Source organism: Microbacterium sp. PAMC21962 (assembly GCF_019443465.1).
Taxonomy (GTDB): domain Bacteria; phylum Actinomycetota; class Actinomycetes; order Actinomycetales; family Microbacteriaceae; genus Microbacterium; species Microbacterium hominis.
The window spans coordinates 646,479-666,940 of record NZ_CP080381.1; the positions used below are offsets into that span (position 1 = coordinate 646,479).

Consider the following 20,462-nt stretch of genomic DNA (forward strand, 5'->3'; position numbering starts at 1 on the left):
GTCAGAACAGCAGCGAGGTCAGCCGTCCGCGGGCGCGGATGACGCGCGCGTCGCCGTCGCCGACGAGCGCGAAGAGCTCGACGAGCCGCTCCCGAACCGGGGCTCGTTCGTCTGACGGCAGCGCGGCGAAGAGGTCGAGCAGGCGGCCGAAGGCGTCGTCGACGTGCCCGCCGGCGATGTCGAGGTCGGCGACGGCGAACTGCGCCTCGATGTCGCGGGGCGCCTCCGCCGCGGCGGCGCGGGCCTGGGCGAGATCGAGGCTCTGGACGCGCTGGAGCAGTCGCACCTGACCGAGACCGGCGCGCGCCTGCTCGTCGCGGGGGTTCTCGGACAGGGCGGCCTCGTAAGCGGAGACCGCACGCCCGTAGTCGCCGGCCTCGATCGCGTCGAAGGCCTCCTGATGGAGGGGCGGAAGAGCGGGCTCGGCATCATCGGCGGCATCCGCGCCGGCGCCGTCCACGGGCACGGTGCCGGTCACGCCGTTCTGGGCCGCGAGCTGCAGGAGCTGGGCGAACACCTCGCGCACCTGCTGTTCGGGGACGGCGCCGGTGAACAGCGGCACCGGCTGCCCCGCGACGAGCGCCACGACCATCGGGATGGACTGCGCGCGGAACCCCTGGGCGAGCTGGGGGTTCGCGTCGACGTCGACCTTGGCGAGCACGAGGCGTCCGCCGAGCTCGACGACGACCTTCTCCAGGATCGGGCTGAGCTGCGTGCAGGGGCCGCACCATTCGGCCCAGAGGTCCACCACGACCGGCACGGATCGCGAGAGCTCGAGGACCTCGCCGAAGGTCGCGTCGGTCGCGTCGAAGACGAGCGGGGTGGCGGTCGGCGCGCCCGCGGCGGGAGCCGTACCGGCCGGTGCGGCGGCACGCGATCGGAGAGAGGACAGGTCGACGGCACCGCGCAGCACGGCGCCCGAGGTGGGATCGCTCACTTATGAGACCACTTTCGCGTCGAGGATGGAGGTGGAATAGCCCAGCAGCTGGATGCGCTTGTTCGAGCTCTGCGACGGCACGAAGAAGAACAGCTGATCGACGAAGGTCGTCGTGAAGCCGCTGGAGGACTGGTTCACGCCGGTGAGCGTCTGCACGATCGGGTTGTTGTCGAGCTTGATGACGGCGTCGGTGTTCGTGGGCTTCACCGTGTCGCTCTCGTGCACCGTGACCGCGACGATCGCCCCGGAGTCGAGTGTCGCGAGGGAGATCGGCTCATCCGGCCCCGCCGAGGCGGCGAAGCTCAGCGTGCCCGTCTGGGCGCCGGTCTGGTTGAACGACTCCAACCGCGCGGCGCGGTTGTCGGCGACGAGCTTGCGGAACGGGTCGTTCGTGGCGTCGAACTGTCCCGCGAACGGGCTGCTGTCGCCGTTGGTCAGGATGTCCGCGTAGGCGGCGGCGACCTTGTTCGGAGCGAGCGCGAGGAACGGCGAGTCGGGGTCGATCGCGATGGCGCCCACGTACGCGGGAGCGAGGTTGAGGCTCGCCTGCGACACCAGCTCGGCCTGGTTGGTCACCTTGTAGGGCGACCACGGGTCTTCCTGGGTCACGCTGAGGATGACGTCGCCGGTCTCGATGACGGCGAAGAACGTCCGCGGCCACCCGGCGTAGGCCTCCGGCAGGATGACCTTGACCGGCTTGTCGGGCAGGGCACCCAGTGCCGTGTGCCCGGCGACGTCGCGCAGGCGGTAGTCGGTCTCGCGTGCGGCCAGTGCCGAGTCGGTGAGCCGCTCGGCGGCGGCGGCGGGATCCTTCGCGGCATCCGCCTTCGCCACCTGCTCGGAGATCCGGGTGAGGATGCGCTCGGCCTGTGCCTGCGTGACGGCGGGGCTGCCCTGGTCCTGCGGCACGACGACGCTCTCCGATGCCGTGGGGGTCGGGGTGCCGGCCAGCTGAGGCCACGCATCGGCGGTGCAGCCGGTGAACAGGAGGGCTGACAGGCCCACGGCGGGTGCGGCCAGCAGGGCGCGCTTTCCCCGGCTGAGCTGACGACGTGTCGGCGTGGCGCTGATCACTCCCTTGTCGGCGCCCTCCACCGCGACATCGATCGGCTCGGTGACGGGCATGGGCAGCCCCTTGCGACGGGGACCGCGCGACCGGCGGGCATGGCGGACGCCCAGGACGTACAGCACGAGACCGATGAGGAGCAGGATGCTGCCGCCGACGATGAGCGGACCGGCCCAGGGGGTCGTCGCGCCGGTCGGCCACGTGACGGTCATGCTCGACGGTGCCGGCTTGATGCCGTCGGTCGCCACGAGCAGGCTCATGTCCGCCGGCAGCTGAAGGGGGGTGACCAGCAGATCGTCCTGCTGGAACTCGTCGAGCCAGAGGTCCGAGCCGACGGGAGTGATCGCGGCGCTCCCCTCCGCGGGCGGGGTCTTCGCGGCGACGGCGGTGGTGGCGAGCTCGTCGCCGTCCAGGGTGACGTGGGTGTACGACGACGGGGTCAGCCAGGCCTCGAGATCGGCGGTGCGGCCGTAGGAGGCGAAGATCGTGCCGGATTCCTTCACGCGCAGGGTCTGCGAGCCGGTGTGGCTGTTGAGGACGCTGCCGTCGATCAACACGTAGGGGGCATCCCCGGACACCGAGATGGTCTGGCTCTCCGTGCGCGGCCCTTGCAGGACCGTCCGCTGAGCGATCCCCGCCCCGATCATGAGGGCAGCCAGCACGAAGGCCGTTACAGCCCAGACGAAACGCACGAAAGACACCTCCCTGCGCACCGAAGACGGGATGACGGCGCGCAATCGACATTCCAGACTAGCGACATCCGGCTGTGCGTCGCCCGGGAGGGTCGAACGCGCTTCGGCCGTGTCGACACGGGAACGCCGACGCGGTGCGTATTCTGACAACACCATGAAGCTCCAGCATCCGTTCCGCACGGCCCTCGTCGCCACCCTCGGCGTCGGCGTCGGCATCCTGCTCATCACCAGCGTGCAGACCCTGTCGACGATCCTGCTCTACGTGGGCACCGCGCTGTTCCTCGCGCTCGGCCTCGACCCGCTGGTCAGCTGGCTGGAGCGGCGGAAGCTTCCCCGCTGGGCCGCGCTGCTGATCACCTTCGCCGCCGTGCTCTCGGTGTTCACGGGCATCGTCCTGATCGTGATCCCCGTCCTGGTCGGACAGATCGCGCAGCTGGTGACGCAGATCCAGCAGCTCGTCCAGAGCGCCGTGGACGGTGCCTGGAACCCCGTCGACGACCTGTCGGCGTGGCTGCACAGCAACTTCCCGGCGCTCGACGTCGACAAGGCGTTCGCGTACGTGTCGGACTGGTTCAACACGCTCGACTTCGGTCAGATCGGCACCTCTGCCGGCAACGTGATCCTCGGCATCGGCGCGGGGATCATCTCCGGAGTCACCGGGGCCATCATCATCCTGATCCTCACGATCTACTTCACGGCCTCCACGCCGTCGCTGAAGGCGTCGGTCGCCCAGCTCGTGCTGGCCTCGAAGCGCGCGCGGTTCGTCGACCTGTCGGAGCAGATCACGGCATCCGTGGGCCACTACGTCATGGGGCAGGTCACGCTCGGCGCGATCAACGGTGTGCTCAGCGCCGTGTTCCTGTCGATCATCGGCGCACCGTTTCCCGCCGTGCTGGCCGTGGTCGCCTTCTTCTTCTCGCTCATCCCGCTCGTCGGTACGCTCACCGGCTCGGCGATCATCGTGCTGACCTGCCTGATCCCCGGGCTCAGCTCGCCCCTGACGGCGATCGTCGCGCTCATCTGGTACGCGATCTACATGCAGGTGGAGGCCTACGTCCTGTCGCCGCGCATCATGAACCGCGCCGTCTCCGTGCCCGGCGCCGTCGTGGTGATCGCCGCCCTGGCCGGCGGATCGCTCCTCGGCCTGCTCGGCGCGCTCATCGCCATCCCGGTCGCGGCGAGCGTGCTGATCATCTACCGCCAGGTGATCATTCCGCGGCAGAACGAGCGCTGAGCGGCGGGGACGCGCTGCGCGGCGGATGCCGTCAGTCGCCGTCCCACTGCGTGGGCAGCGGCAGCGCGTCGGGATTGACCGCGGCCACGATCTCGGTGAGCACACGGCGGGTCTGGTTCTCCCCCACCCACAGGTGCTTGCCGCCCTCGACGGCGATCAGCTCGGCGTGCGCGATCGGCGCGAACCGCTCGCGCGCCTCGTCCGGTCGCAGGTAGTCGTCGAACTCCGGCACGAGCACGATCACCGCACGGGGATCGCCCCGCCAGGCCGCGATCTCGTCGGCTCCGGCACGGTGCAGCGGCGGCGAGAGCAGGATCACGCCGTCGACGGCGTGGTCGCGGCCGTACTTGAGGGCGAGCTCCGTGCCGAACGACCAGCCGACCAACCAGGGGTGCGGGAGGCCTCGAGCGGTGACGAAGTCCATCGCCGCCGCGACGTCGAACGCCTCCGCGCGTCCGCCGTCGAAGGCGCCCTCACTGGTCCCGCGGGGCGAGCTCGTGCCCCGCGTGTTGAAGCGGAGCACGGCGAGATCGGCCAGCGCGGGCAGCCGCCCCGCGGCCTTCCGGAGGATGTGCGAGTCCATGAAGCCGCCCGCGGTCGGAAGCGGATGCAGCGTCACCAGGGTCGCGACCGGCTCCCGATGCTCGGGCAGCGCCAACTCCCCCACCAGCGTGAGTCCGTCGAGCGTCGTGAGCTCGATCTCCTCGCGCCGCGCGGGAAGCTGGACGGGTCCGCGAATCTCCATGTCAGGCAATCCTCCAACAGGCCGTGTGCCAATGTCTGCGAGCCGCGAGGTCCGCCGCGTCGCCCAGGACGCCGTCCGCGCGCCAGACCACGAGGTGCGCGGTGCCGGGCGTGATCGCACGAGAGCACCCCGGACAGGTGTAGCTCTTCTGCGCCTGCGCGGCGCTGACCGGCTGCACCGTCCACTCCGAGCCGCGTCGGTGCTCGGAGCGCTTCCACCCGCTCAGGAGCCGATCGAACGAATCGTCGGCGGGTTGCGGCTGCCGTCGGTTCGCGCGCGGCATCGGATCAGTACCACCCCGTGGACTGCGAGTGCGACCAGGCACCGCACGGCGTGCTGTAGCGGCCGCCGATGTAGCCGAGCCCCCAGGCGATCTGCGTCGCCGGGTTGGTCTCCCAGTCGGCACCGGCGGAGGCCATCTTGCTTCCGGGGAGCGCCTGCGGGATGCCGTACGCGCCGCTGCCGGCGTTGTAGGCGCCGACGCGCCAGCCCGACTCCTTGTTCCACAGCGCGACGAGACAGGCGAACTCGTCGTCGCCCCATCCGCGCTGCTGCACCATCGAGTAGGCGATCGCCTGCGCGGTACCGGGATCCGGGGCCACGAAGGGCGGCGACCACGCGGCAGACGACGACGAGGTGCCGGTCGCTGTCGCCGTCGGCGTGGGCGTGGGCTTCGGCGTGACGTAGACGCTGTAGACGACGCCGTCGCGGCCGAGCCCGGTGGTCTGATCGGATGCGGCGAGGTACGCCTGCGCGTCGGCGATGGTCGAGGCGTAGAGAGAGATGGGGGCGACTTCCGCGGCGTGCGCCTCGGGGGTCGAGGCCGTCAACGGCGCGATGTACACCACGCCGAAGCCGAGCACCGCGACGACCGCGAACACGCTCATCGCCCCGCGACGCCGCGTCCACTTGACGGGGGCGGCCTTCGCCGGGCGTCGCCCCGCTCCGGATCTCGCAGCCGCACGCCCATCGACCCGGGTCGCCGGTGCGGCGGCGGGAGCGGCGGTGAGCTCGGCGTCAGAAGTCACAGTGCTCCGATTCTAGCCTCGCGACGGCGACGCCCACACGAGTGGCGGTCACACGACCGCCAGCATCACCTCGACGGTCGCATCGAGCACCGCGTCCACCTGCGCCTCGCTGTAACCGCGACGCTGCATGCGGAAGGCGACCGACCGCACCTGATCCACCGTGACGGGCTCGCCGCTCTCGAGGAACCGCGCGATCTTGTCGGCGACGAGGTCGACCTCGTCGACGCGGTAGCCGAAGCGGAGGGCGCCGACCCGGCGGAACCGGTGGCCCCGCGGACGGGTGAGGCGGTCCAGCACCTCCTGGGCGAGCTGGCGCGACTGCCCGACCCAGGCGCGGGCACCCCGTCGCGACAGCGCCTGCTCGCGCTCGCGGGCGGCGAAGGCATCCTCGATCCGGCTCAACGCCGCATCCACGGCCGACACCTGATAGCCGTGTCGCACGAGCGGGAAGGCGGCCGTGCGGACGACGGTCGAGTCGATGTCGGTCGCCTCTCCGTCCTCGAAGGCTGTGCGCGCCCGCGCGAGGAATGCGTCGACCGCGTCGGGCCGGTAGCCGCGCGTACGGCCCGTCGTGTGGGGGAACGCCGGGGCGTGGGTCTCGGAAACGTCGCTCATAGGGTCACCAGGGGGAAGAAGAGGAAGTAGAGGGCGAGGGCGGCAGCCGCGGACGGCAGGATCGAATCCAGCCGGTCCAGCACACCGCCGTGACCCGGCAGCCAGGAGCTCATGTCCTTGATGCCGAGGTCGCGCTTGATCATCGACTCGCCGAGGTCGCCCACCGTGGCGCAGCCCAGGATCAGGAGGCCGAACACCGCTCCGGCCCACCACGGCACGTGGAGGGCGAAGATGCCCCACAGCACGGCCGCGATCACCGTGGCCACGGCGCCGCCCGCGAAGCCCTCCCAGGTCTTCTTCGGGCTGATCCGCGGCGCCATCGGGTGCGCGCCGAACGCGAGACCGGAGGCGTACGCGCCGGTGTCGGCGGCGACGACGGCGATGAGCATGCCGAGCACCCAGTACTCGCCCTGCTCCTGACGCAGCAGCACGAGCGCCAGGCTGGCGAGGAAGGGCACGTAGAGGGGCAGGAAGCCGGCGATCAAGACGTCGCCGAGCACGTCTCCGTAGCGGCGGCCGTCACTGGCGATCATCTGGGCGAGCAGCCGCCACACGATGACGGCGGCGACGGCGCCGAAGGTGAGCGCCCAATGCGTGAGGTGTCCCGCGAAGAAGGCGGACAGCATGATCACGGCACCGGCCACGACCTGCGGCCAGACGTCGACGCGCCGACCGGCGGTCTGGAGGGCACGGCTGAACTCGAAGACCCCCAGCAGGCACACCGGGATCGCGAAGACCAGGAACAGCCACTTGATGAACAGCAACGACCCCAGCACGACGGCGCCCACGGCGAGCCCGATGAGGGTCGCCATCAGCAGGTTGCGCCCCGTCCGCGCGTTGATGCGGTCGTTGACCTCTTCGAAATCGGCGCGCGCGCGATCGATCTGATGCTCGAACTCGCTGCGTGCCGCACGCACGTGGGCCTGGAAACCGGCCGAGGTCCCGGGGCGGGCGCGCTCGCCCTCCGGCCCCGGAACGCCTCCGGGCCCGGCATCCCCCGGGGAGTCGGTGGTCGGCACGTCCTCAGACCTCGAGAAGCTCGGCCTCTTTGCGCTTGAGGGCCTCGTCGATGTCGTCGACATGGCTGCGCGTGACGGCGTCGAGTTCCTTCTCAGCGCGCACGAGATCGTCTTCGCCGACCTCGCTCTTGAGCGCATCCAGCTCGTCCTTCGCCTTCCGACGGATGCCGCGCAGGTGCACCTTCGCGTCCTCGCCCTTGGTGCGCACGAGCTTGACGTACTCCTTGCGGCGCTCGGCGGTGAGCTCGGGCATCGAGACGCGCACGATGTTGCCGTCGTTCGACGGGTTGGCGCCGAGGTTCGGCATGTCGCGGATCGCCTGCTCGATGGCCTTCAGCGCCGACTTGTCGTACGGCGTCACGACGAGCGTGCGGGCCTCGGGCGTGTTCAGCGACGCGAGCTGCGCGAGCGGCGTCGGGGAGCCGTAGTAGTCGACCAGGATCTTCTGGAAGAGCTGGGGGTTCGCGCGGCCCGTGCGCACGGTCGCGAAGTCGTCCTTCGCGGCCTCGACGGCGCGGTCCATGCGGGCGGACGTGTCGGCCAGGATCTCGGCGATCACGGTCACTCCATTCATTCGGTACGTCAGGGAAAGTCTAGTGCGGGGCGTCGTCCGACTCAGACGGTGACGAGCGTGCCGATCGATTCGCCCAGCAGCGCGCGCGTGACGTTGCCGGCCGGCTCCATGCCGAACACGCGCATGTCGATGCCGTTGTCCATGCAGAGGCTGAACGCCGTGGAGTCGACGACCTTGAGCCCGCGCTGGAGCGCGTCGCGGTACGTGATCGTGTCGATGCGCTCGGCATCCGGGTTCGTCTTGGGGTCGGCCGTGTAGACGCCGTCGACGCCGTTCTTGGCGACGAGCACCTCATCGGCGCCGATCTCCAGCGCGCGCTGGGCGGCGACCGTGTCGGTCGAGAAGTAGGGCAGGCCGGCGCCGGCACCGAAGATGACGACGCGGCCCTTCTCCATGTGGCGCTCGGCGCGACGCGGGATGTAGGGCTCGGCGACCTGGGTCATGGAGATGGCCGACTGGACGCGCGTGGCGGCCCCCGCCTGCTCGAGGAAGTCCTGCAGCGCCAGGGCGTTCATGACCGTTCCCAGCATGCCCATGTAGTCCGCGCGGCCGCGGTCCATCCCCCGCTGGCTGAGCTCGGCTCCGCGGAAGAAGTTGCCACCGCCCACGACGATGGAGATCTCGACACGATCCACGGCGGCGGCGATCTCACGCGCGATCTGACCGACCACGTCGGGGTTGACGCCGAGCTGGCCCCCTCCGAACGCTTCGCCGGACAGCTTCAGGAGGACGCGGCGGCGTCCGGTGTTCTCATCGATCACAGGGGGTTCCTCTCGTCGAGTTGCAGACTATCGAAGGCAGGGCATGGAAAAGGGGTCCGCATTCGATGAATGCGGACCCCTTCGAACGACTTACGCGCCGACCTTGAAGCGGGCGAAGTCGGTGATCGTGATCCCGGCGTCGCCGGCGACCTTCGCGACGGACAGCTTGTTGTCCTTCGCGTAGTCCTGGTCGAGCAGGGCGACCTGCTTGAAGAACGCGTTCACGCGGCCCTCGACGATCTTCGGAAGGGCCGCCTCCGGCTTGCCCTCGTTGCGGGAGATCTCCGTGACGATCTCGCGCTCCTTCTCGACCTCGTCGGCGGGGACGTCGTCGCGCGTGAGGTAGGTCGGGTTGGCGAACGAGATGTGCTGCGCGATGGAGCGCGCGGTCTCCGCGTCGTCACCGCTGTAGGCGAGCACCACGCCGACCTGCGGGGGGAGGTCCTTGCTCGTCTTGTGCAGGTAGATCTCGAACTTGTCGCCCGAGAGCGTGCGCACGCGGCGCAGTTCGACCTTCTCGCCGATGATCGCGGCCTCGTCGGAGATGAGGTCGGCGACGGACGTGCCGTCGGCATCCGCGGCCAGCGCGGCCTCGACGGAGTCGGCGCCGACGGCGGCGGCCGCGGCGAGCACCTTGTCGGCGAGGGCGATGAAGCGCTCGTTCTTGGCGACGAAGTCGGTCTCGGTGTTCAGCTCGAGGATGGTGACCTTGCCGTCGTTCAGCGCGGCGGTGACGAGGCCCTCGCTGGTGGAGCGGTCGGCACGCTTCGCGTTGCCCTTCGCGCCCTTGAGGCGGAGGATCTCGACGGCCTTCTCGAGGTCGCCGTCGGCCTCCTCGAGCGCCTTCTTGGTGTCGACCATGCCCGTGCCGAGCTGCTCGCGCAGGGCCTTGATGTCGGCGATGGTGAAGTTTGCCATGGGTGGTGGCTCCTTGCGTGTCGTGAGTTCTCGTGGGATGCCGGTGCGAAGCCGTCCCTCAGGAGCGGCTTCGCACCGGCGCGAAAGTGGTCTTACTCGGCAGCAGTCGCAGCGGCGTCGCCCTCGGCCTTGGCCTCGGCGCCCTCGACGTCGGCGGCCGACTCGGTGGCGATGGTCTCGACCTCGGCCACGTCGGTGACGACGGGCGTCTCGAGCAGCTCGCGCTCCCAGTCGGCGAGGGGCTCGGCGTCGGCGGACTCGTCGGTCGGCTGGTGACGCTGGATGAGGCCCTCGGCGGCGGCGTCGGCGATGATGCGGGTGAGCAGGCCCACCGAGCGGATCGCGTCGTCGTTGCCCGGGATCGGGAACTGGAACTCGTCGGGGTCGGCGTTGGTGTCGAGGATGCCGATCACGGGGATGCCGAGCTTCTTGGCCTCGTCGATCGCGAGGTGCTCGCGCTTGGCGTCGACGACCCAGATGGCCGACGGCGTCTTCTGCAGGTTGCGGATACCGCCGAGCGACTTGTGCAGCTTGTCGAGCTCGCGCTTCTTGAGCAGGAGCTCCTTCTTGGTGAAGCCGCTGTCGGCGGGGTTGTCGAAGTCGAGCTCCTCGAGCTCCTTCATGCGGGCGAGGCGCTTGCTGACGGTCGAGAAGTTCGTCAGGAGGCCACCGAGCCAACGCTGGTTGACGTAGGGCTGACCGACGCGGGTCGCCTGCTCGGCGATGACTTCCTGGGCCTGCTTCTTGGTGCCGACGAACAGCACGGTGCCGCCGTGGGCGACCGTCTCGCGGACGTACTCGTACGCCTTGTCGATGTACGACAGCGACTGCTGCAGGTCGATGATGTGGATGCCGGAGCGCTCGGTGAGGATGAAGCGCTTGACCTTCGGGTTCCACCGGCGGGTCTGGTGTCCGAAGTGCACGCCGCTGTCGAGCAGCTGGCGGATGGTGACGACGGCCATGGCCGTTCTCCTTTTCGTTGGGTTGATCGCGGGGACCGGTCGGTCCCGTGCGCCTGGCGCCCGGCGCACACCCGCTCGCCGTTCTCACGGTGAGACCTCGGGGTGTGGATGCCGCGGAATCCGTCTCAGGACGGTCCCGCTGTGGGCACGCGGAGTCACCCCGACGCGCGGGGTGCAGGCAACAGTGTATCAGTCGCACCGCCTCCTCCCCCGCCGCGGCGACGCGGGTTCGCGTCCACGGATCGGGCGGTCGTCCGGCGCGAACCGCATCTGTCGACCACGGTGGAGGGATGCGTGCACGCGGCCCCGCCGGGGCGATCATCGTCCTCTCGGCGGTCGCGTTCGTGCTGCCGCCCGGGGCGGCGACGGCCGCTGCGCGCCCGCCGGCGGTGCATGCCTCCGGGAACCCGTTCGAAGGTGCCCCCGCGGACGTCTCCGCGGCGGCGGACGGCGACGCGGAGCATCCGCCGCGATGGGCCTGGCCGGTGCGCCCGCCGCGGATCAGCGAGCCGTATCGGGCACCTGCTCACGCGTACGGAGAGGGGCATCGCGGCATCGACCTGGCAGCGGCCGTCGGCAGCCCGGTGACCTCACCGGACGACGGAGTGGTCGCCTTCGCGGGCACCGTCGTCGACCGCGGCATCCTGACGATCGATCACGGCGGCGGCCTCGTCAGCACGCTGGAGCCGGTCGAGCCCCTGGTCGCCGCGGGAGCCGTCGTGCGCGCCGGCGACGTCGTGGCGACGGTCGGCACCGGCGGACACACGAGAACCGGTGAGCTCCACCTCGGCGCGCGCGAGGACGGCGCGTACATCACCCCGCTGCGCCTTCTCGCCGAGCTGCCGCGCGCGATCCTCCTGCCGTGCTGCGACGCGCCTCACGACCCGGGGTAGGTGTTGCCGTCTCCGCTGACGGTGGAGGTGCCGATGCCGGGGGCGGCGATCGTGTTGGCACTGCCCGCGATCTCAAGCGTCGCGATCCGGTCGGCGCTCGTGAGGCTGTTTCGTTGCCCGCGGATCGTCACGTCGTCCGCGCGACCGGTCGCGACGACGTTGTCCTGTCCCTCGAGGGTGACCGCCCCCGCGACACCGCTGCCGCTGATCGTGTTGCCGTCGCCCTGGACGAGGAGGGTGTCGATGGCGACGCCTCCCGTCTCGAGGATGATGGCGTTTCCGGCCACGGCGACGCGGGCACACGGCTCGGTCAGCACGTAGCTGCCGGAGCCCGCCGACACGCTGGCGCTTCCACCCGGACAGGCGACCTCGATCGCGCCGGCCGGTGCGGACGGCTCGCCCGTCGGGGACGGCGGGGTGGCGGGAGGCGTCGTCGGCGTGGTCGCCGAAGCGGATGCCGACGAGGTGATGCCCGGCGTCGGCAGCACGGTGCGGCGCGGGGCCGCCTCGGCGGCGCACGAGGTCAGAGCGAGAACGGCCGCGACGGTGACGGCGATGACGACGGAGCGTGTTCCCATGAGTGCAGGCTAGTGCCGCGGCCCTCACGCCCGCGGATGAGCCAGACGATAGGCCGCGGCGAGGCGTTCCGCAGAGACGTGGGTGTAGATCTGCGTCGTGCCGAGACTCGCATGGCCCAGCAGCTCCTGCACGGTGCGCAGGTCGGCGCCGCCGTCGAGCAGATGGGTCGCCGCGGAGTGGCGCAGCGTGTGGGGCCCGGCCGCCGCGCCGACGGCCGGGCCGACCGCACGCGAGACCACGTCGTACGCGGTGCGTGCGCCCAGCCGCGCTCCGCGCGCTCCGAGGAACAGCGCCGGCGTCGCCGCGCCGATACTCGCGAGCTGCGGACGGCCGCGCACGAGGTAGGCGTCCAGGGCGTGCGCCGCCGGCGCGCCGTACGGCACGACCCGCTCCTTTCGCCCCTTCCCCATCACGCGCACGGTCCGGCGCGCGGCGTCGACGTCGTCGACATCGACGCCGCACAGCTCCGAGACGCGCAGAGCGGAGGCGTAGAGCAGTTCCAGGACGGCCGCGTCGCGCAGCGCGATCGGATCCGTCGCGTCCGCGTCGGCGCGGGCGCCGGCATCGGCGAGCACGCTCTCCATGGCTCCTGCCGTGGCCACTTTGGGAAGCGGCCTCCCCCGTCGCGGCGCGGTGAGGCGCAGCGACGGATCGGTGCCGACGTGTCCGTTCTCGACGGCCCACGCGAAGAAGCCGCGCGCCGCCGCGGTGCGACGGGCCAGGGTGGAGCGGGCGTCGCCGCGACGCGTCGCCGCCCACAGCCATTCGCGCAGCGCTTCGAGGTCGATCTCGCGCACGTCGATGTCGCCGACAACCGCGGTCAGGTCGCGAAGATCCCCGCCGTACGCGCGGACCGTCGCCGGAGACAGACGCCGCACGTCCGCGAGCTCCCGCGTGTACGTCGTCACCGCCTCCGATAGCCGCATGCTCCCAGCATCGCGCGCATCGGCGCGCCGGCGGCGCCGACGCACCGATCGCCGTCATCCTGCGCGTGCTCAGCGGCTCAGCGGATCAGCGGATCAGCGGCCCAGTGGCTCAGTGGCTCAGTGGCGCGGCGCCGAGGACGCCCGGCGCGCCCATCCTCCCCCGCGGCGCTCCACGGCCCCGTCGAGCTCGAGCAGGCCGAGCAGCGCGGCGACCTCCTCCGGCGCCATCCCGCATCGACGCGCGATGTCGGCGAGGAGCCGAGGGCTGCGCGAGCTGAGCGCATCCAGCACGCGTGTCCGGTCGTCCGTGCGGTCGGGATCGACCTCGAGCGTCGCGTCGCCGCCGCGGCCCAGCAGCTCGAGCACGTCGGCGACACCGGTGACGCAGACGGCGTCGGCCTCCCGCAGCAGACGATGGCAGCCGGCGGAGGCGGCGCTGGTCACCGGTCCCGGGACGGCGCCCAGCGGGCGACCGAGCGCGGCGGCGTGATGGGCCGTGTTCAGCGCGCCGCTGCGGTGAGCGGCCTCGACCACGACCGTCGCGTCGGTCATGGCGGCGATCAGACGGTTGCGCGCGAGGAACCTTCTCCGAACTAACGCGACTCGAATCGGTGCTGGCCTCTTGTCCAACGAGCCTCGGGAACTACTCGATGCGATATATGCGTGATCGCCACCATTTGCCAGCTTCGCGCGTGGCGCGGTCCATGGGGCTGCCGAGGGGATTGTCGCTGGTCATATAGGTCCAGGTTGCCGAGGGTCTGCGCAGGCCGAGGCCTGCGATTCCTTGACTGAGCTGATCGGGCGTTGCCTTCTGGATGATGTCGGCGGCTCGTTCGTAGGCGGTCGCGAAGAATCCGTGGAACTCGCGGAGTGCGATGCGGTGGAACTCGTCGCGAGGGTTGACGCCTGCGAGGGCTTGGAGGTGGATGCCGTCGCGGATTTCGCTGAGGTGGGCGAGGTGGTCGCACCACTGTTCGTCGAGGCACCAGAGCGTGACTTCGCGGGCCAAGCGAGCGATGACTTCGGATGAGGAGGTTGACTCGAGCTCTGCGAGTTTCGACGGGACGCGGTTGGCAAGCTCGATGAGGCCGCGGTCGTGATGCATGACTTCGTTGCGGTCTTCCAGGACAGTGGCGCGTTGCCGTGCGATCGCGCGGTTGAAGTCCCAGGTGTCGCGGTGCCGGTCGTGTCGGATGCCTTCCGCGATTCGCTGAGCTTGGTCGACGATGCTTCCGAGTGCGGCCTGATCCAACCGCGGGCCGCGTCTGGTGATCTTCCCGAGATGATGTGCTGGGGCGTTGGCTTGCACGAGTTCGTCGGTGGTGCTCACGAACGTCATGGTGAGGCCGGGGTCGCCCTGTCTGCCGGCGCGGCCGCGTAGCTGCGCGTCGAGGCGTCCCGATGGGTAGCGGCCGACTTGCAGGACGGCCAGGCCGCCGGTCGCGGCCACGCGAGCATGGTCGTGCTCGTCGGTTCCCCCGAGTCGGATGTCGGTGCCGCGCCCGGACATCTGTGTCGAGATTGTGACGGCTCCGAGCTCGCCTGCCCTGGCGATCACGGCGGCTTCGTGGGCATCGTTTCGGGCGTTGAGCACTCGGGATGGGATGCCTGCTTCGGCGAGGGAAGCGGCGAAGCGCTCGGACTCGGCGACGCTCTGCGTGCCGACCAGGATCGGCTGACCGGTGTGGTGACGATCACGGATCTCGGTCACGACGGCGTCCAGACGGGTCTGGTCGTCGAGGAACACTCGTGGCGTGTGATCGACCCGCTGGTTCGGTAGCCGTCGTTCGACCCGCCCGGCGGGAAGCGAGTAGAACTCGATGAGCTCCTCGGCGACGGCGACGACGGTGCCGCTCATGCCGGTCAGCGTCGCGTAGTCGCGCAGCAGGTCCTGGACGGTCAGTGTGTCGAGAATCAGGCCTGGTGAGGAGACTTCGAGTTGCTCCTTCGCCTCGATCGCGGCGTGCAATCCGTCCGGCCAACGTTGCTGATGAGCGACCCTGCCGCGGGCGGTGTTGATCAGCCTGATGGTGTCTTCGACGACGAGGTAGTCGATGTCGCGCTGGATCAGAACGTGCGCGTGCAGGGCGAGGTTCACTCGTGTGAGCGTGGCCGTGTGCTCGGTGTCGAAGAGGTTCACCCCGCCGAGCCGATGCTCCAAGAGGTCCAGTCCGGCGTCGGTGAGCGAGACGGTCGCGTGGTCTCCGTCGACGGCGTAGTGCGTGCCGGCGGCGAGTTCGCGGACGAGGGTATCGGCGGCGGTGAAGTCACTGGGCGTGTCCGTCGAGGACCCGGCGAGCACGAGCGGCGACATCGCTTCGTCGATCATTACGGCGTCGGCTTCGTCGACGATCGCAACGTCCAGGACGGGAAGCACGCGGTCGGCTTCGGTCGTGGCGAACCTGTCGCGGAGGACGTCGTAGCCGACCTCGCTGACGGGAGCATAGACGACATCGTTGCGATATACCTCGCGGCGTGTCGATGAGTCGGTGTGCTGGCCGATCCAGCCGACGCTGACCCCGAGCGCGTCGAACAGGGGACGCATCCAGTCGGCGTCTCGCTCGGCGAGGTAGTCGTTGACTGAGAGCACGTGAACCCTGCGGCCGGCGATCGCGAAACCGACGGCAGCGAGGGCGCCCACCAGGGTCTTTCCCTCGCCGGTATCCATTTCGACGGCATGTCCAGTTAGCAGCGCGCAGCACGCCAGCAGCTGCTCATCGAACGGCGTCTGCGCGAGCGTCCTCTGCGCGGCAGCGCGCAGGATCGCCAAGAGCTCTGGAGACGGCTCAACGCTCGAACCAGGGTCGGCGGCGGCGAAAGAGCTTCGCGCCGCGTCGACCAGCGCATCATCAGCGAGATGGTCGGCCCACTCTTGTCTCTCTCTCGCGCGTGAGACAACGCGACGAAAGCGACGCAGAGACGTGGAGCCCGGCGCTCCGACTGCTCGCGCCAGCCACCGTTTCATGCTTCCCATCCAAACACGCTGCCTGCGACATCATGCTCGAGCCATCAGGTGGTTCGCGAGTCCATCGCTCTTGTTCCGGGCGTCACGGGTTGCTCAGTCGGGTCGACGTCGCTCGAGGGTCAGCCTAACTATGCGGCTCATCTGCGCGAGCTTCTCATCGGCGGCGCGGAGGCTGATTTCGATCCCTTCCAGCTCCCCGCGCCAGCCCATGCGTGTCGCTTCGCCTCGGCGTTCGAGCAGATTCGCGCGGATCGACTCGAGTCGGCGTCGTTGAGCGGGGTCAGGCCGCAGCATCGGGCAGCGGATGCAAGCGTGCTCGTGGATGCAAGGCGTGCCGTAGCCGCGGGAGCATGAGCCGAGCTCGACTTTGCGTTTCGCGAAGTGCTGCTGGAACTCGTCGAGTTCCTCCCCGCTGGGTCGCCGATAGTCCTCGACGGGTCGAAGCGCGCGGCGGCGATCGACGAACTCCCGGAAGTGACGTGCGACGTCCTCGTCGAAGACGGCAGTGTATCCCTGGGTGGTGGTGAGGTTCTGGTGACCCATGACCTTGGCGAGGATATGGACCGGGAGCCCGGTGCGAAGCGCGTCAGTTGCGAAGATCCTCCGGAAATCGTGCGCGGTCAGTCGGGTGCCGTCACTCGCGATCCCGGCGATGTCCTGGGCGTATTGGATGAACGTGTAGATGGTCGCGTAGGCCATCACTCGGTTGGTTCCGCGGCCCGGTAGTTGGAAGAGGAAGGGCAGCTTCTCCGAGAACACCTTGTCCTGGGGATCGTATCGGACCGCGAGGGGCACCTTGTCAGCGTCACCGCGGACTCTATGCCGCACTGAGGCGAGCACATGAGCGAGCTCCGGGGAGACCAGGAGCACCCGTTCGCGGTCTGATTTGGACGGCACGATCTGCAGCAGGAGCACTCGATCGCCATCCCGAGGTTGGAAGGTGAACAGCGCGGTCGTGGTGAGCTCGGTGAGCTCCTCCATGCGGACGCCGGTCTCGTGGAGGATGTGGGTCGTCGCCCATGCCCAGAACGACAAGTGTTCGATGCGTGCCTGCGGGATCTGCTCGCCGGTGTCCTCGTCGCGGATCCAGACCTTGGTCGCAGGGCCGGGCAGCGGCCGCGCGAGACGCGTGTAGCGTGCGCCGCGGAACTCGAACTGCTCGCCCATCGGAGTCTCGAGGGCGATCGCGAGCAATGCCGTCTGTTTCTCTTTGTCGGTGTCGATCGCGTCGAGCAGCTGCGGGACTCGGTCGATGAAGTGCCGGATCCGCTGGTGCATCGCGGCTTGGATGCGCCGCTTGTTCTTCATGTGCCCAGCGGTGTCGTTCTTCGTCAAGAACGAGGGCGCAGCCCATCCCGCCCAGTAGGCGTCCTGCGTTGCCCAGGCGGCGATGTCGTTGTAGAGACCCCGGACCATGAACAGCGTGCGGTGCACGTCGACTCGATCTCGGGCGTTCTCGACCTTCCACCAATGCGCCAGTTCTGGGCTGAGGTGCAGGTTCTCCTGAGCAGGGTTGTGCTCGCGGATCTTGGACCAGAAGTTCTTGAGGAGCTCGTAGGCGAGGTTGCGCAGTGTGGAGTAGTCGACGGTTGCTTCGCGCCCGCGGAGGTATCGCAGGAACATCTCTCGGATAGCGGGTGGCTCCACCTGGTAGAAGTCGACCATGCTTGTGGCGTCGCGGCGTGGTGCTCGGGTCAGCTGCCGGAGGCTCGGTGCATCGGTCGGAGCGATGCCCATCAGCTTGAGCACCTCCCAGGCGTTCGCTGCCTGTGCGCGTCGGTACTTGGTCAGCGAGCGACCCAGCACGACGAGTTCCTCGACGACGATCTCATCAAGGTGCTTTCCGGTAGCAGCTTGGATCGCGAGCAGCCCTCGACGCGGCGCTGGGGTATCGATCAGATGACTGCGCTGCTCGAATCGTTCGAGCGCCTCATCCAGGCCCCGCGTCGACCACGGAAGACCGCTGAGATCGATCCTCGAGTTCAGAGCGAGGAACTCGAGCGAGGGGCGGAACACGTCCGCGCGAAGCAGGATGGTGATCATCCGGCCCGGTCCGCTGCGGCTGTGCGCGACGGACGCAGCGTGCAACCCGGGGAAGGTGTCCGCCCATCCTCCGATCTTGGTCGCGCGCTCAGCGCCGCTCGCCTCCCATCGCTGTTGCCAAGTGCGCCCAGGCTCCTGCAGCAGTCGATCGAGGAAGAGTGCCATCTGCGGGCGGTAGTCGCGGTCGATGTTCTGCGCCAGCCGATTCGGCCCGCCAGCCAGGGCCAGCAGATCTTCTCGCGGGATCGCCGCGTTGGAGGGCTGTCGGAAGATCGGAACCCTCGCCGGCGGCGAGGTCTCCTCGGCGTCAAGTACGTCGTCCAGGTCGACGTCGACCAGGTCCTTCACCATGCGTCGTCTCCGGTTAGCTCGTGTAGATCCGCGGGGTCATACGCCAGCGGCGGTCGCGATGGTGGAGGGCGTGGCTCGTTCCGGCGCTGTAGGTGCTCGATCACGCGTGCGAGCACGTCTGAGTCGTGCTGGCGAAGGTAATGCTGCGTGGTGGAGAGGTGAACGTGACCGAGCACCCGCTGTATGTCGGACAGGCTCAGCGCGGAGTCCTGTGCCATCTGCGCTGCGGCGGTGTGGCGTAGGTCATGGAGCTTGACGTGTTTGCCCAACGCGGACCCTGCCCGTCGCAGGATCGCGCGTGCTGCGTCATAGTTCAGCTGTCGAAGCGGGCGTCTCGTCGTCCACCAAACTGGGTTTCCCGGCGCGAGCAACTCGGGCGGCAGTGACTGCTGATAGAGCGCCAACCACACGAAGGCCTCCGGCGACGCCGGTAGCGCTTGGCGGGCTCTGGTGCCCTTACGCGTGACCGTGATCTGCTGCTGGCCTGGATCGACATCCTCGAACGTCATCGCCAACAGTTCCGATGGGCGCGCTGCGCTGGAGAGATAGAACTCCAAGAGTGCGCGATCACGAGGGTGATCGAGGATCCGGAACAACTCTGCGATGCGCGACTCGGGTAGCGATCGCGGCTGCCCCTGCGGGACGCGCTGCCGAAGGTCAGCGCGCGGGTCCAGTCGGAACGGCGCTTCCGGGCTCCTTGTGCCGTTGCGACGAGACTCTCCGCGTTGCGGCACGGGGTTAGACACGGGACCGCGGCCCTGCCCAAGCTGAAAGCGATAGAACTCGGACACGACGGCGAGATTGTGGTTGATCGTGCGCGGCTTCAACGTTCTCGATGACAACGCGGACGGCTGCTTGCATGCAAGCACGAAGTCACGAACGGTGGTGCGCGTGGCGCGCTCCCACGAAGTCTGCGCGATCTGAAGATGCCGAAACCATCTCAGCAACCCGAACGCGTACGCGCGGCAGCTGGACTCGGCATTGCCGCACGCCCAGAAGTCCAGCAGGAAGTCCTCGACCTCGGCCATCGGTGCACCGTCGACACCGACCGCCCAGAACGGCGGTTCAACGAGCGCTCCCACAGCCAGACCTGACGACACGACGATGAGCCTCGCACGGTGAACGTAGTTACCGCACCGCAAGTCCGGTAAACACACCTCCACTTCGTCGGGGCGCTCCCGCAGGGCACTTCGGCCACGACCGCGCCCCGGACGGCGATCTGAGAGATGAGATCCTCGTGCCCCGCCGGATACGGACGGTCCACGCCGCCCGCGAGCACCGCGACAGTCGCACCACCGGCGCGCAGCGCGGCCCGGTGCGCGGCCGCGTCGATGCCGTAGGCCGCTCCGGAGACGACCGTGATGCCGTCGCTCGCGCAGTCGGCGGACAGCCCCGCCGCCACGTGCACGCCGTACGCCGTCGCCGCGCGCGCACCCACCACGGCCACCGCGCCCTCGGCGTCCGCCACCGCGAGGTCGCCGCGCACCCAGAGGCAGAGCGGCGCGTGCACTCCGAGGTCATCGAGCCGGTGCGGCCAGGAGCTGTCGCGGGGCGTGAGGAGTGTCACGCGAGCGCGCCGCGCCGCGCTCAGTGCGCCTTCGACCGCGTCTTGTCGGAGCTGCCAGCGGCGGCGCGCCGCATGCACGTCGTCGTGATCGATCCCGGCCGCGGTCGCCGCCGCGCCGGCGGATGCCGTCGACAGCGCGGTCTCGAGCGCGTCGACGGCGCCGAGCGCGCGGATGAGCGCACCGGCGACGCCGTCGCCCGGTTCGATGAGTGTCGACCAGACCGCCGTCGCGTAGATGCGGCGCACGTCGTCGTCACCGAGTCCGTCGTCGACCAGACCCGCCAGCGCACGTCGAGCGGATGCGGCATCGGGCACGGCGCTCATCCCGCGAAGCCTTGCTTGAGGTACAGCGCCCGTCCCACGTCCGAGGATTGCAGCCGGTCGTGGCCCGCCAGATCGGCGACCGACCACGCCACGCAAATGATCGCTCTGAGACGTACCTCTCCCCACGACGAAGCGCCCCGAACCGAAGTCCGGGGCGCTTGTCCACTACTTGAGTCGCCGCCTCGCTGCCCGCTTCTCGCGTTGACGGGCGACGTATAGCGCCTTCTGTTCCGGCGTCGGCGGCGTCGGCGGCTCATGCACGC

The 20,462-nt window shown here is 69.5% G+C and carries 20 protein-coding genes; 2 read left to right on the top strand and 18 right to left on the bottom strand.

From position 1 onward, the window contains the following. Position 1 precedes the first annotated feature (1 nt). Positions 2 to 937: a tetratricopeptide repeat protein gene (locus tag KY498_RS03135; protein WP_061781796.1), complete on the bottom strand. Its 936-nt coding sequence runs from the start codon at positions 935 to 937 to the stop codon at positions 2 to 4. Next, the gene (locus KY498_RS03140; RefSeq protein ID WP_219879456.1) at positions 938 to 2,695 is read right to left on the bottom strand and encodes a glycosyl transferase; all 1,758 of its coding nucleotides are present in this window, start codon (positions 2,693 to 2,695) and stop codon (positions 938 to 940) included. It lies immediately after the preceding gene. Positions 2,696 to 2,849: 154 nt separating this feature from the next. Here KY498_RS03140 and KY498_RS03145 point away from each other — a divergent pair, with 154 nt between their 5' ends. After that, the gene (locus KY498_RS03145) at positions 2,850 to 3,929 is read left to right on the top strand and encodes an AI-2E family transporter (RefSeq protein ID WP_219879457.1); all 1,080 of its coding nucleotides are present in this window, start codon (positions 2,850 to 2,852) and stop codon (positions 3,927 to 3,929) included. Positions 3,930 to 3,960: 31 nt separating this feature from the next. On the opposite strand, the gene KY498_RS03150 is transcribed toward KY498_RS03145, so the two are convergent. From KY498_RS03150 to rpsB, 9 genes are all read right to left on the bottom strand, one after another. After that, on the bottom strand, positions 3,961 to 4,674 hold the full coding sequence (locus KY498_RS03150) for an alpha/beta hydrolase (protein ID WP_101306247.1): 714 nt from the start codon (positions 4,672 to 4,674) through the stop codon (positions 3,961 to 3,963). A gap of 1 nt (position 4,675) precedes the next feature. Further along, positions 4,676 to 4,957, bottom strand: coding sequence for a hypothetical protein (locus tag KY498_RS16465; protein ID WP_060958498.1), 282 nt, complete (start codon positions 4,955 to 4,957; stop codon positions 4,676 to 4,678). 4 nt (positions 4,958 to 4,961) lie between these two features. After that, complete coding sequence (locus KY498_RS16580; protein ID WP_375140948.1) at positions 4,962 to 5,702, bottom strand: lytic transglycosylase domain-containing protein; 741 nt, start codon at positions 5,700 to 5,702, stop codon at positions 4,962 to 4,964. A 48-nt stretch (positions 5,703 to 5,750) separates the two neighbouring features. Beyond that, the gene (locus KY498_RS03160; RefSeq protein WP_060958496.1) at positions 5,751 to 6,317 is read right to left on the bottom strand and encodes a DivIVA domain-containing protein; all 567 of its coding nucleotides are present in this window, start codon (positions 6,315 to 6,317) and stop codon (positions 5,751 to 5,753) included. Next, positions 6,314 to 7,336, bottom strand: a complete 1,023-nt coding sequence (locus tag KY498_RS03165; RefSeq protein WP_101306246.1) for a phosphatidate cytidylyltransferase — start codon at positions 7,334 to 7,336, stop codon at positions 6,314 to 6,316. Before KY498_RS03165 ends, KY498_RS03160 begins: the two co-directional genes overlap by 4 nt. Positions 7,337 to 7,340: 4 nt before the next feature. Continuing rightward, the gene (gene frr / locus KY498_RS03170) at positions 7,341 to 7,895 is read right to left on the bottom strand and encodes a ribosome recycling factor (RefSeq protein ID WP_060958581.1); all 555 of its coding nucleotides are present in this window, start codon (positions 7,893 to 7,895) and stop codon (positions 7,341 to 7,343) included. Positions 7,896 to 7,951: 56 nt separating this feature from the next. Then, complete coding sequence (gene pyrH, locus KY498_RS03175; protein WP_060958494.1) at positions 7,952 to 8,671, bottom strand: UMP kinase; 720 nt, start codon at positions 8,669 to 8,671, stop codon at positions 7,952 to 7,954. 90 nt (positions 8,672 to 8,761) lie between these two features. Continuing rightward, positions 8,762 to 9,589 (bottom strand): translation elongation factor Ts, encoded by an 828-nt coding sequence (tsf, locus tag KY498_RS03180; RefSeq protein ID WP_191008514.1) that lies wholly within the window; start codon positions 9,587 to 9,589, stop codon positions 8,762 to 8,764. Positions 9,590 to 9,681: 92 nt separating this feature from the next. After that, on the bottom strand, positions 9,682 to 10,551 hold the full coding sequence (gene rpsB / locus KY498_RS03185; protein WP_060958492.1) for a 30S ribosomal protein S2: 870 nt from the start codon (positions 10,549 to 10,551) through the stop codon (positions 9,682 to 9,684). Between the two features lie 290 nt (positions 10,552 to 10,841). Here rpsB and KY498_RS03190 point away from each other — a divergent pair, with 290 nt between their 5' ends. Then, entirely contained in the window at positions 10,842 to 11,444 is a 603-nt protein-coding gene (locus KY498_RS03190) for a murein hydrolase activator EnvC (protein WP_191008513.1), read from the top strand. On the opposite strand, the gene KY498_RS03195 is transcribed toward KY498_RS03190, so the two are convergent. The 7 genes from KY498_RS03195 to KY498_RS03225 all read right to left on the bottom strand — a co-directional run bounded on the left by KY498_RS03195 (position 11,429) and on the right by KY498_RS03225 (position 20,199). Further along, on the bottom strand, positions 11,429 to 12,022 hold the full coding sequence (locus KY498_RS03195) for a DUF3060 domain-containing protein (RefSeq protein ID WP_191008512.1): 594 nt from the start codon (positions 12,020 to 12,022) through the stop codon (positions 11,429 to 11,431). The two genes, KY498_RS03190 and KY498_RS03195, sit on opposite strands and share 16 nt — an antisense overlap. A gap of 24 nt (positions 12,023 to 12,046) precedes the next feature. After that, entirely contained in the window at positions 12,047 to 12,949 is a 903-nt protein-coding gene (locus KY498_RS03200) for a tyrosine recombinase XerC (protein ID WP_191008511.1), read from the bottom strand. Positions 12,950 to 13,066: 117 nt separating this feature from the next. After that, entirely contained in the window at positions 13,067 to 13,501 is a 435-nt protein-coding gene (locus KY498_RS03205; RefSeq protein WP_375140949.1) for a DNA-processing protein DprA, read from the bottom strand. Between the two features lie 91 nt (positions 13,502 to 13,592). Continuing rightward, complete coding sequence (gene secA2, locus KY498_RS03210) at positions 13,593 to 15,923, bottom strand: accessory Sec system translocase SecA2 (RefSeq protein ID WP_219879458.1); 2,331 nt, start codon at positions 15,921 to 15,923, stop codon at positions 13,593 to 13,595. Positions 15,924 to 16,007: 84 nt separating this feature from the next. Then, complete coding sequence (locus KY498_RS03215) at positions 16,008 to 18,308, bottom strand: site-specific integrase (RefSeq protein ID WP_219879459.1); 2,301 nt, start codon at positions 18,306 to 18,308, stop codon at positions 16,008 to 16,010. Further along, positions 18,302 to 19,336 carry a site-specific integrase gene (locus KY498_RS03220; protein WP_219879460.1) on the bottom strand — a complete coding sequence of 345 codons (1,035 nt, stop codon included), beginning with the start codon at positions 19,334 to 19,336 and terminating at the stop codon, positions 18,302 to 18,304. The genes KY498_RS03215 and KY498_RS03220 overlap by 7 nt, the downstream gene beginning before the upstream one ends. Continuing rightward, positions 19,249 to 20,199 (bottom strand): DNA-processing protein DprA, encoded by a 951-nt coding sequence (locus tag KY498_RS03225; RefSeq protein ID WP_219879461.1) that lies wholly within the window; start codon positions 20,197 to 20,199, stop codon positions 19,249 to 19,251. The genes KY498_RS03220 and KY498_RS03225 overlap by 88 nt, the downstream gene beginning before the upstream one ends. Positions 20,200 to 20,462: the final 263 nt, after the last annotated feature.

Coding starts and splice junctions, on each gene's coding strand:
- KY498_RS03200 (WP_191008511.1), bottom strand. CDS start 12,949: ATGCGGCTATCGGAGGCGGTGACGACGTACACGCGGGAGCTCGCGGAC.
- KY498_RS03145 (WP_219879457.1), top strand. CDS start 2,850: ATGAAGCTCCAGCATCCGTTCCGCACGGCCCTCGTCGCCACCCTCGGC.
- secA2 (WP_219879458.1), bottom strand. CDS start 15,923: ATGGGAAGCATGAAACGGTGGCTGGCGCGAGCAGTCGGAGCGCCGGGC.
- KY498_RS03205 (WP_375140949.1), bottom strand. CDS start 13,501: ATGACCGACGCGACGGTCGTGGTCGAGGCCGCTCACCGCAGCGGCGCG.
- KY498_RS16465 (WP_060958498.1), bottom strand. CDS start 4,957: ATGCCGCGCGCGAACCGACGGCAGCCGCAACCCGCCGACGATTCGTTC.
- KY498_RS03220 (WP_219879460.1), bottom strand. CDS start 19,336: ATGGCCGAGGTCGAGGACTTCCTGCTGGACTTCTGGGCGTGCGGCAAT.
- KY498_RS03195 (WP_191008512.1), bottom strand. CDS start 12,022: ATGGGAACACGCTCCGTCGTCATCGCCGTCACCGTCGCGGCCGTTCTC.
- KY498_RS03215 (WP_219879459.1), bottom strand. CDS start 18,308: ATGGTGAAGGACCTGGTCGACGTCGACCTGGACGACGTACTTGACGCC.
- KY498_RS03190 (WP_191008513.1), top strand. CDS start 10,842: ATGCGTGCACGCGGCCCCGCCGGGGCGATCATCGTCCTCTCGGCGGTC.
- KY498_RS03150 (WP_101306247.1), bottom strand. CDS start 4,674: ATGGAGATTCGCGGACCCGTCCAGCTTCCCGCGCGGCGCGAGGAGATC.
- tsf (WP_191008514.1), bottom strand. CDS start 9,589: ATGGCAAACTTCACCATCGCCGACATCAAGGCCCTGCGCGAGCAGCTC.
- KY498_RS03160 (WP_060958496.1), bottom strand. CDS start 6,317: ATGAGCGACGTTTCCGAGACCCACGCCCCGGCGTTCCCCCACACGACG.
- KY498_RS03225 (WP_219879461.1), bottom strand. CDS start 20,199: ATGAGCGCCGTGCCCGATGCCGCATCCGCTCGACGTGCGCTGGCGGGT.
- rpsB (WP_060958492.1), bottom strand. CDS start 10,551: ATGGCCGTCGTCACCATCCGCCAGCTGCTCGACAGCGGCGTGCACTTC.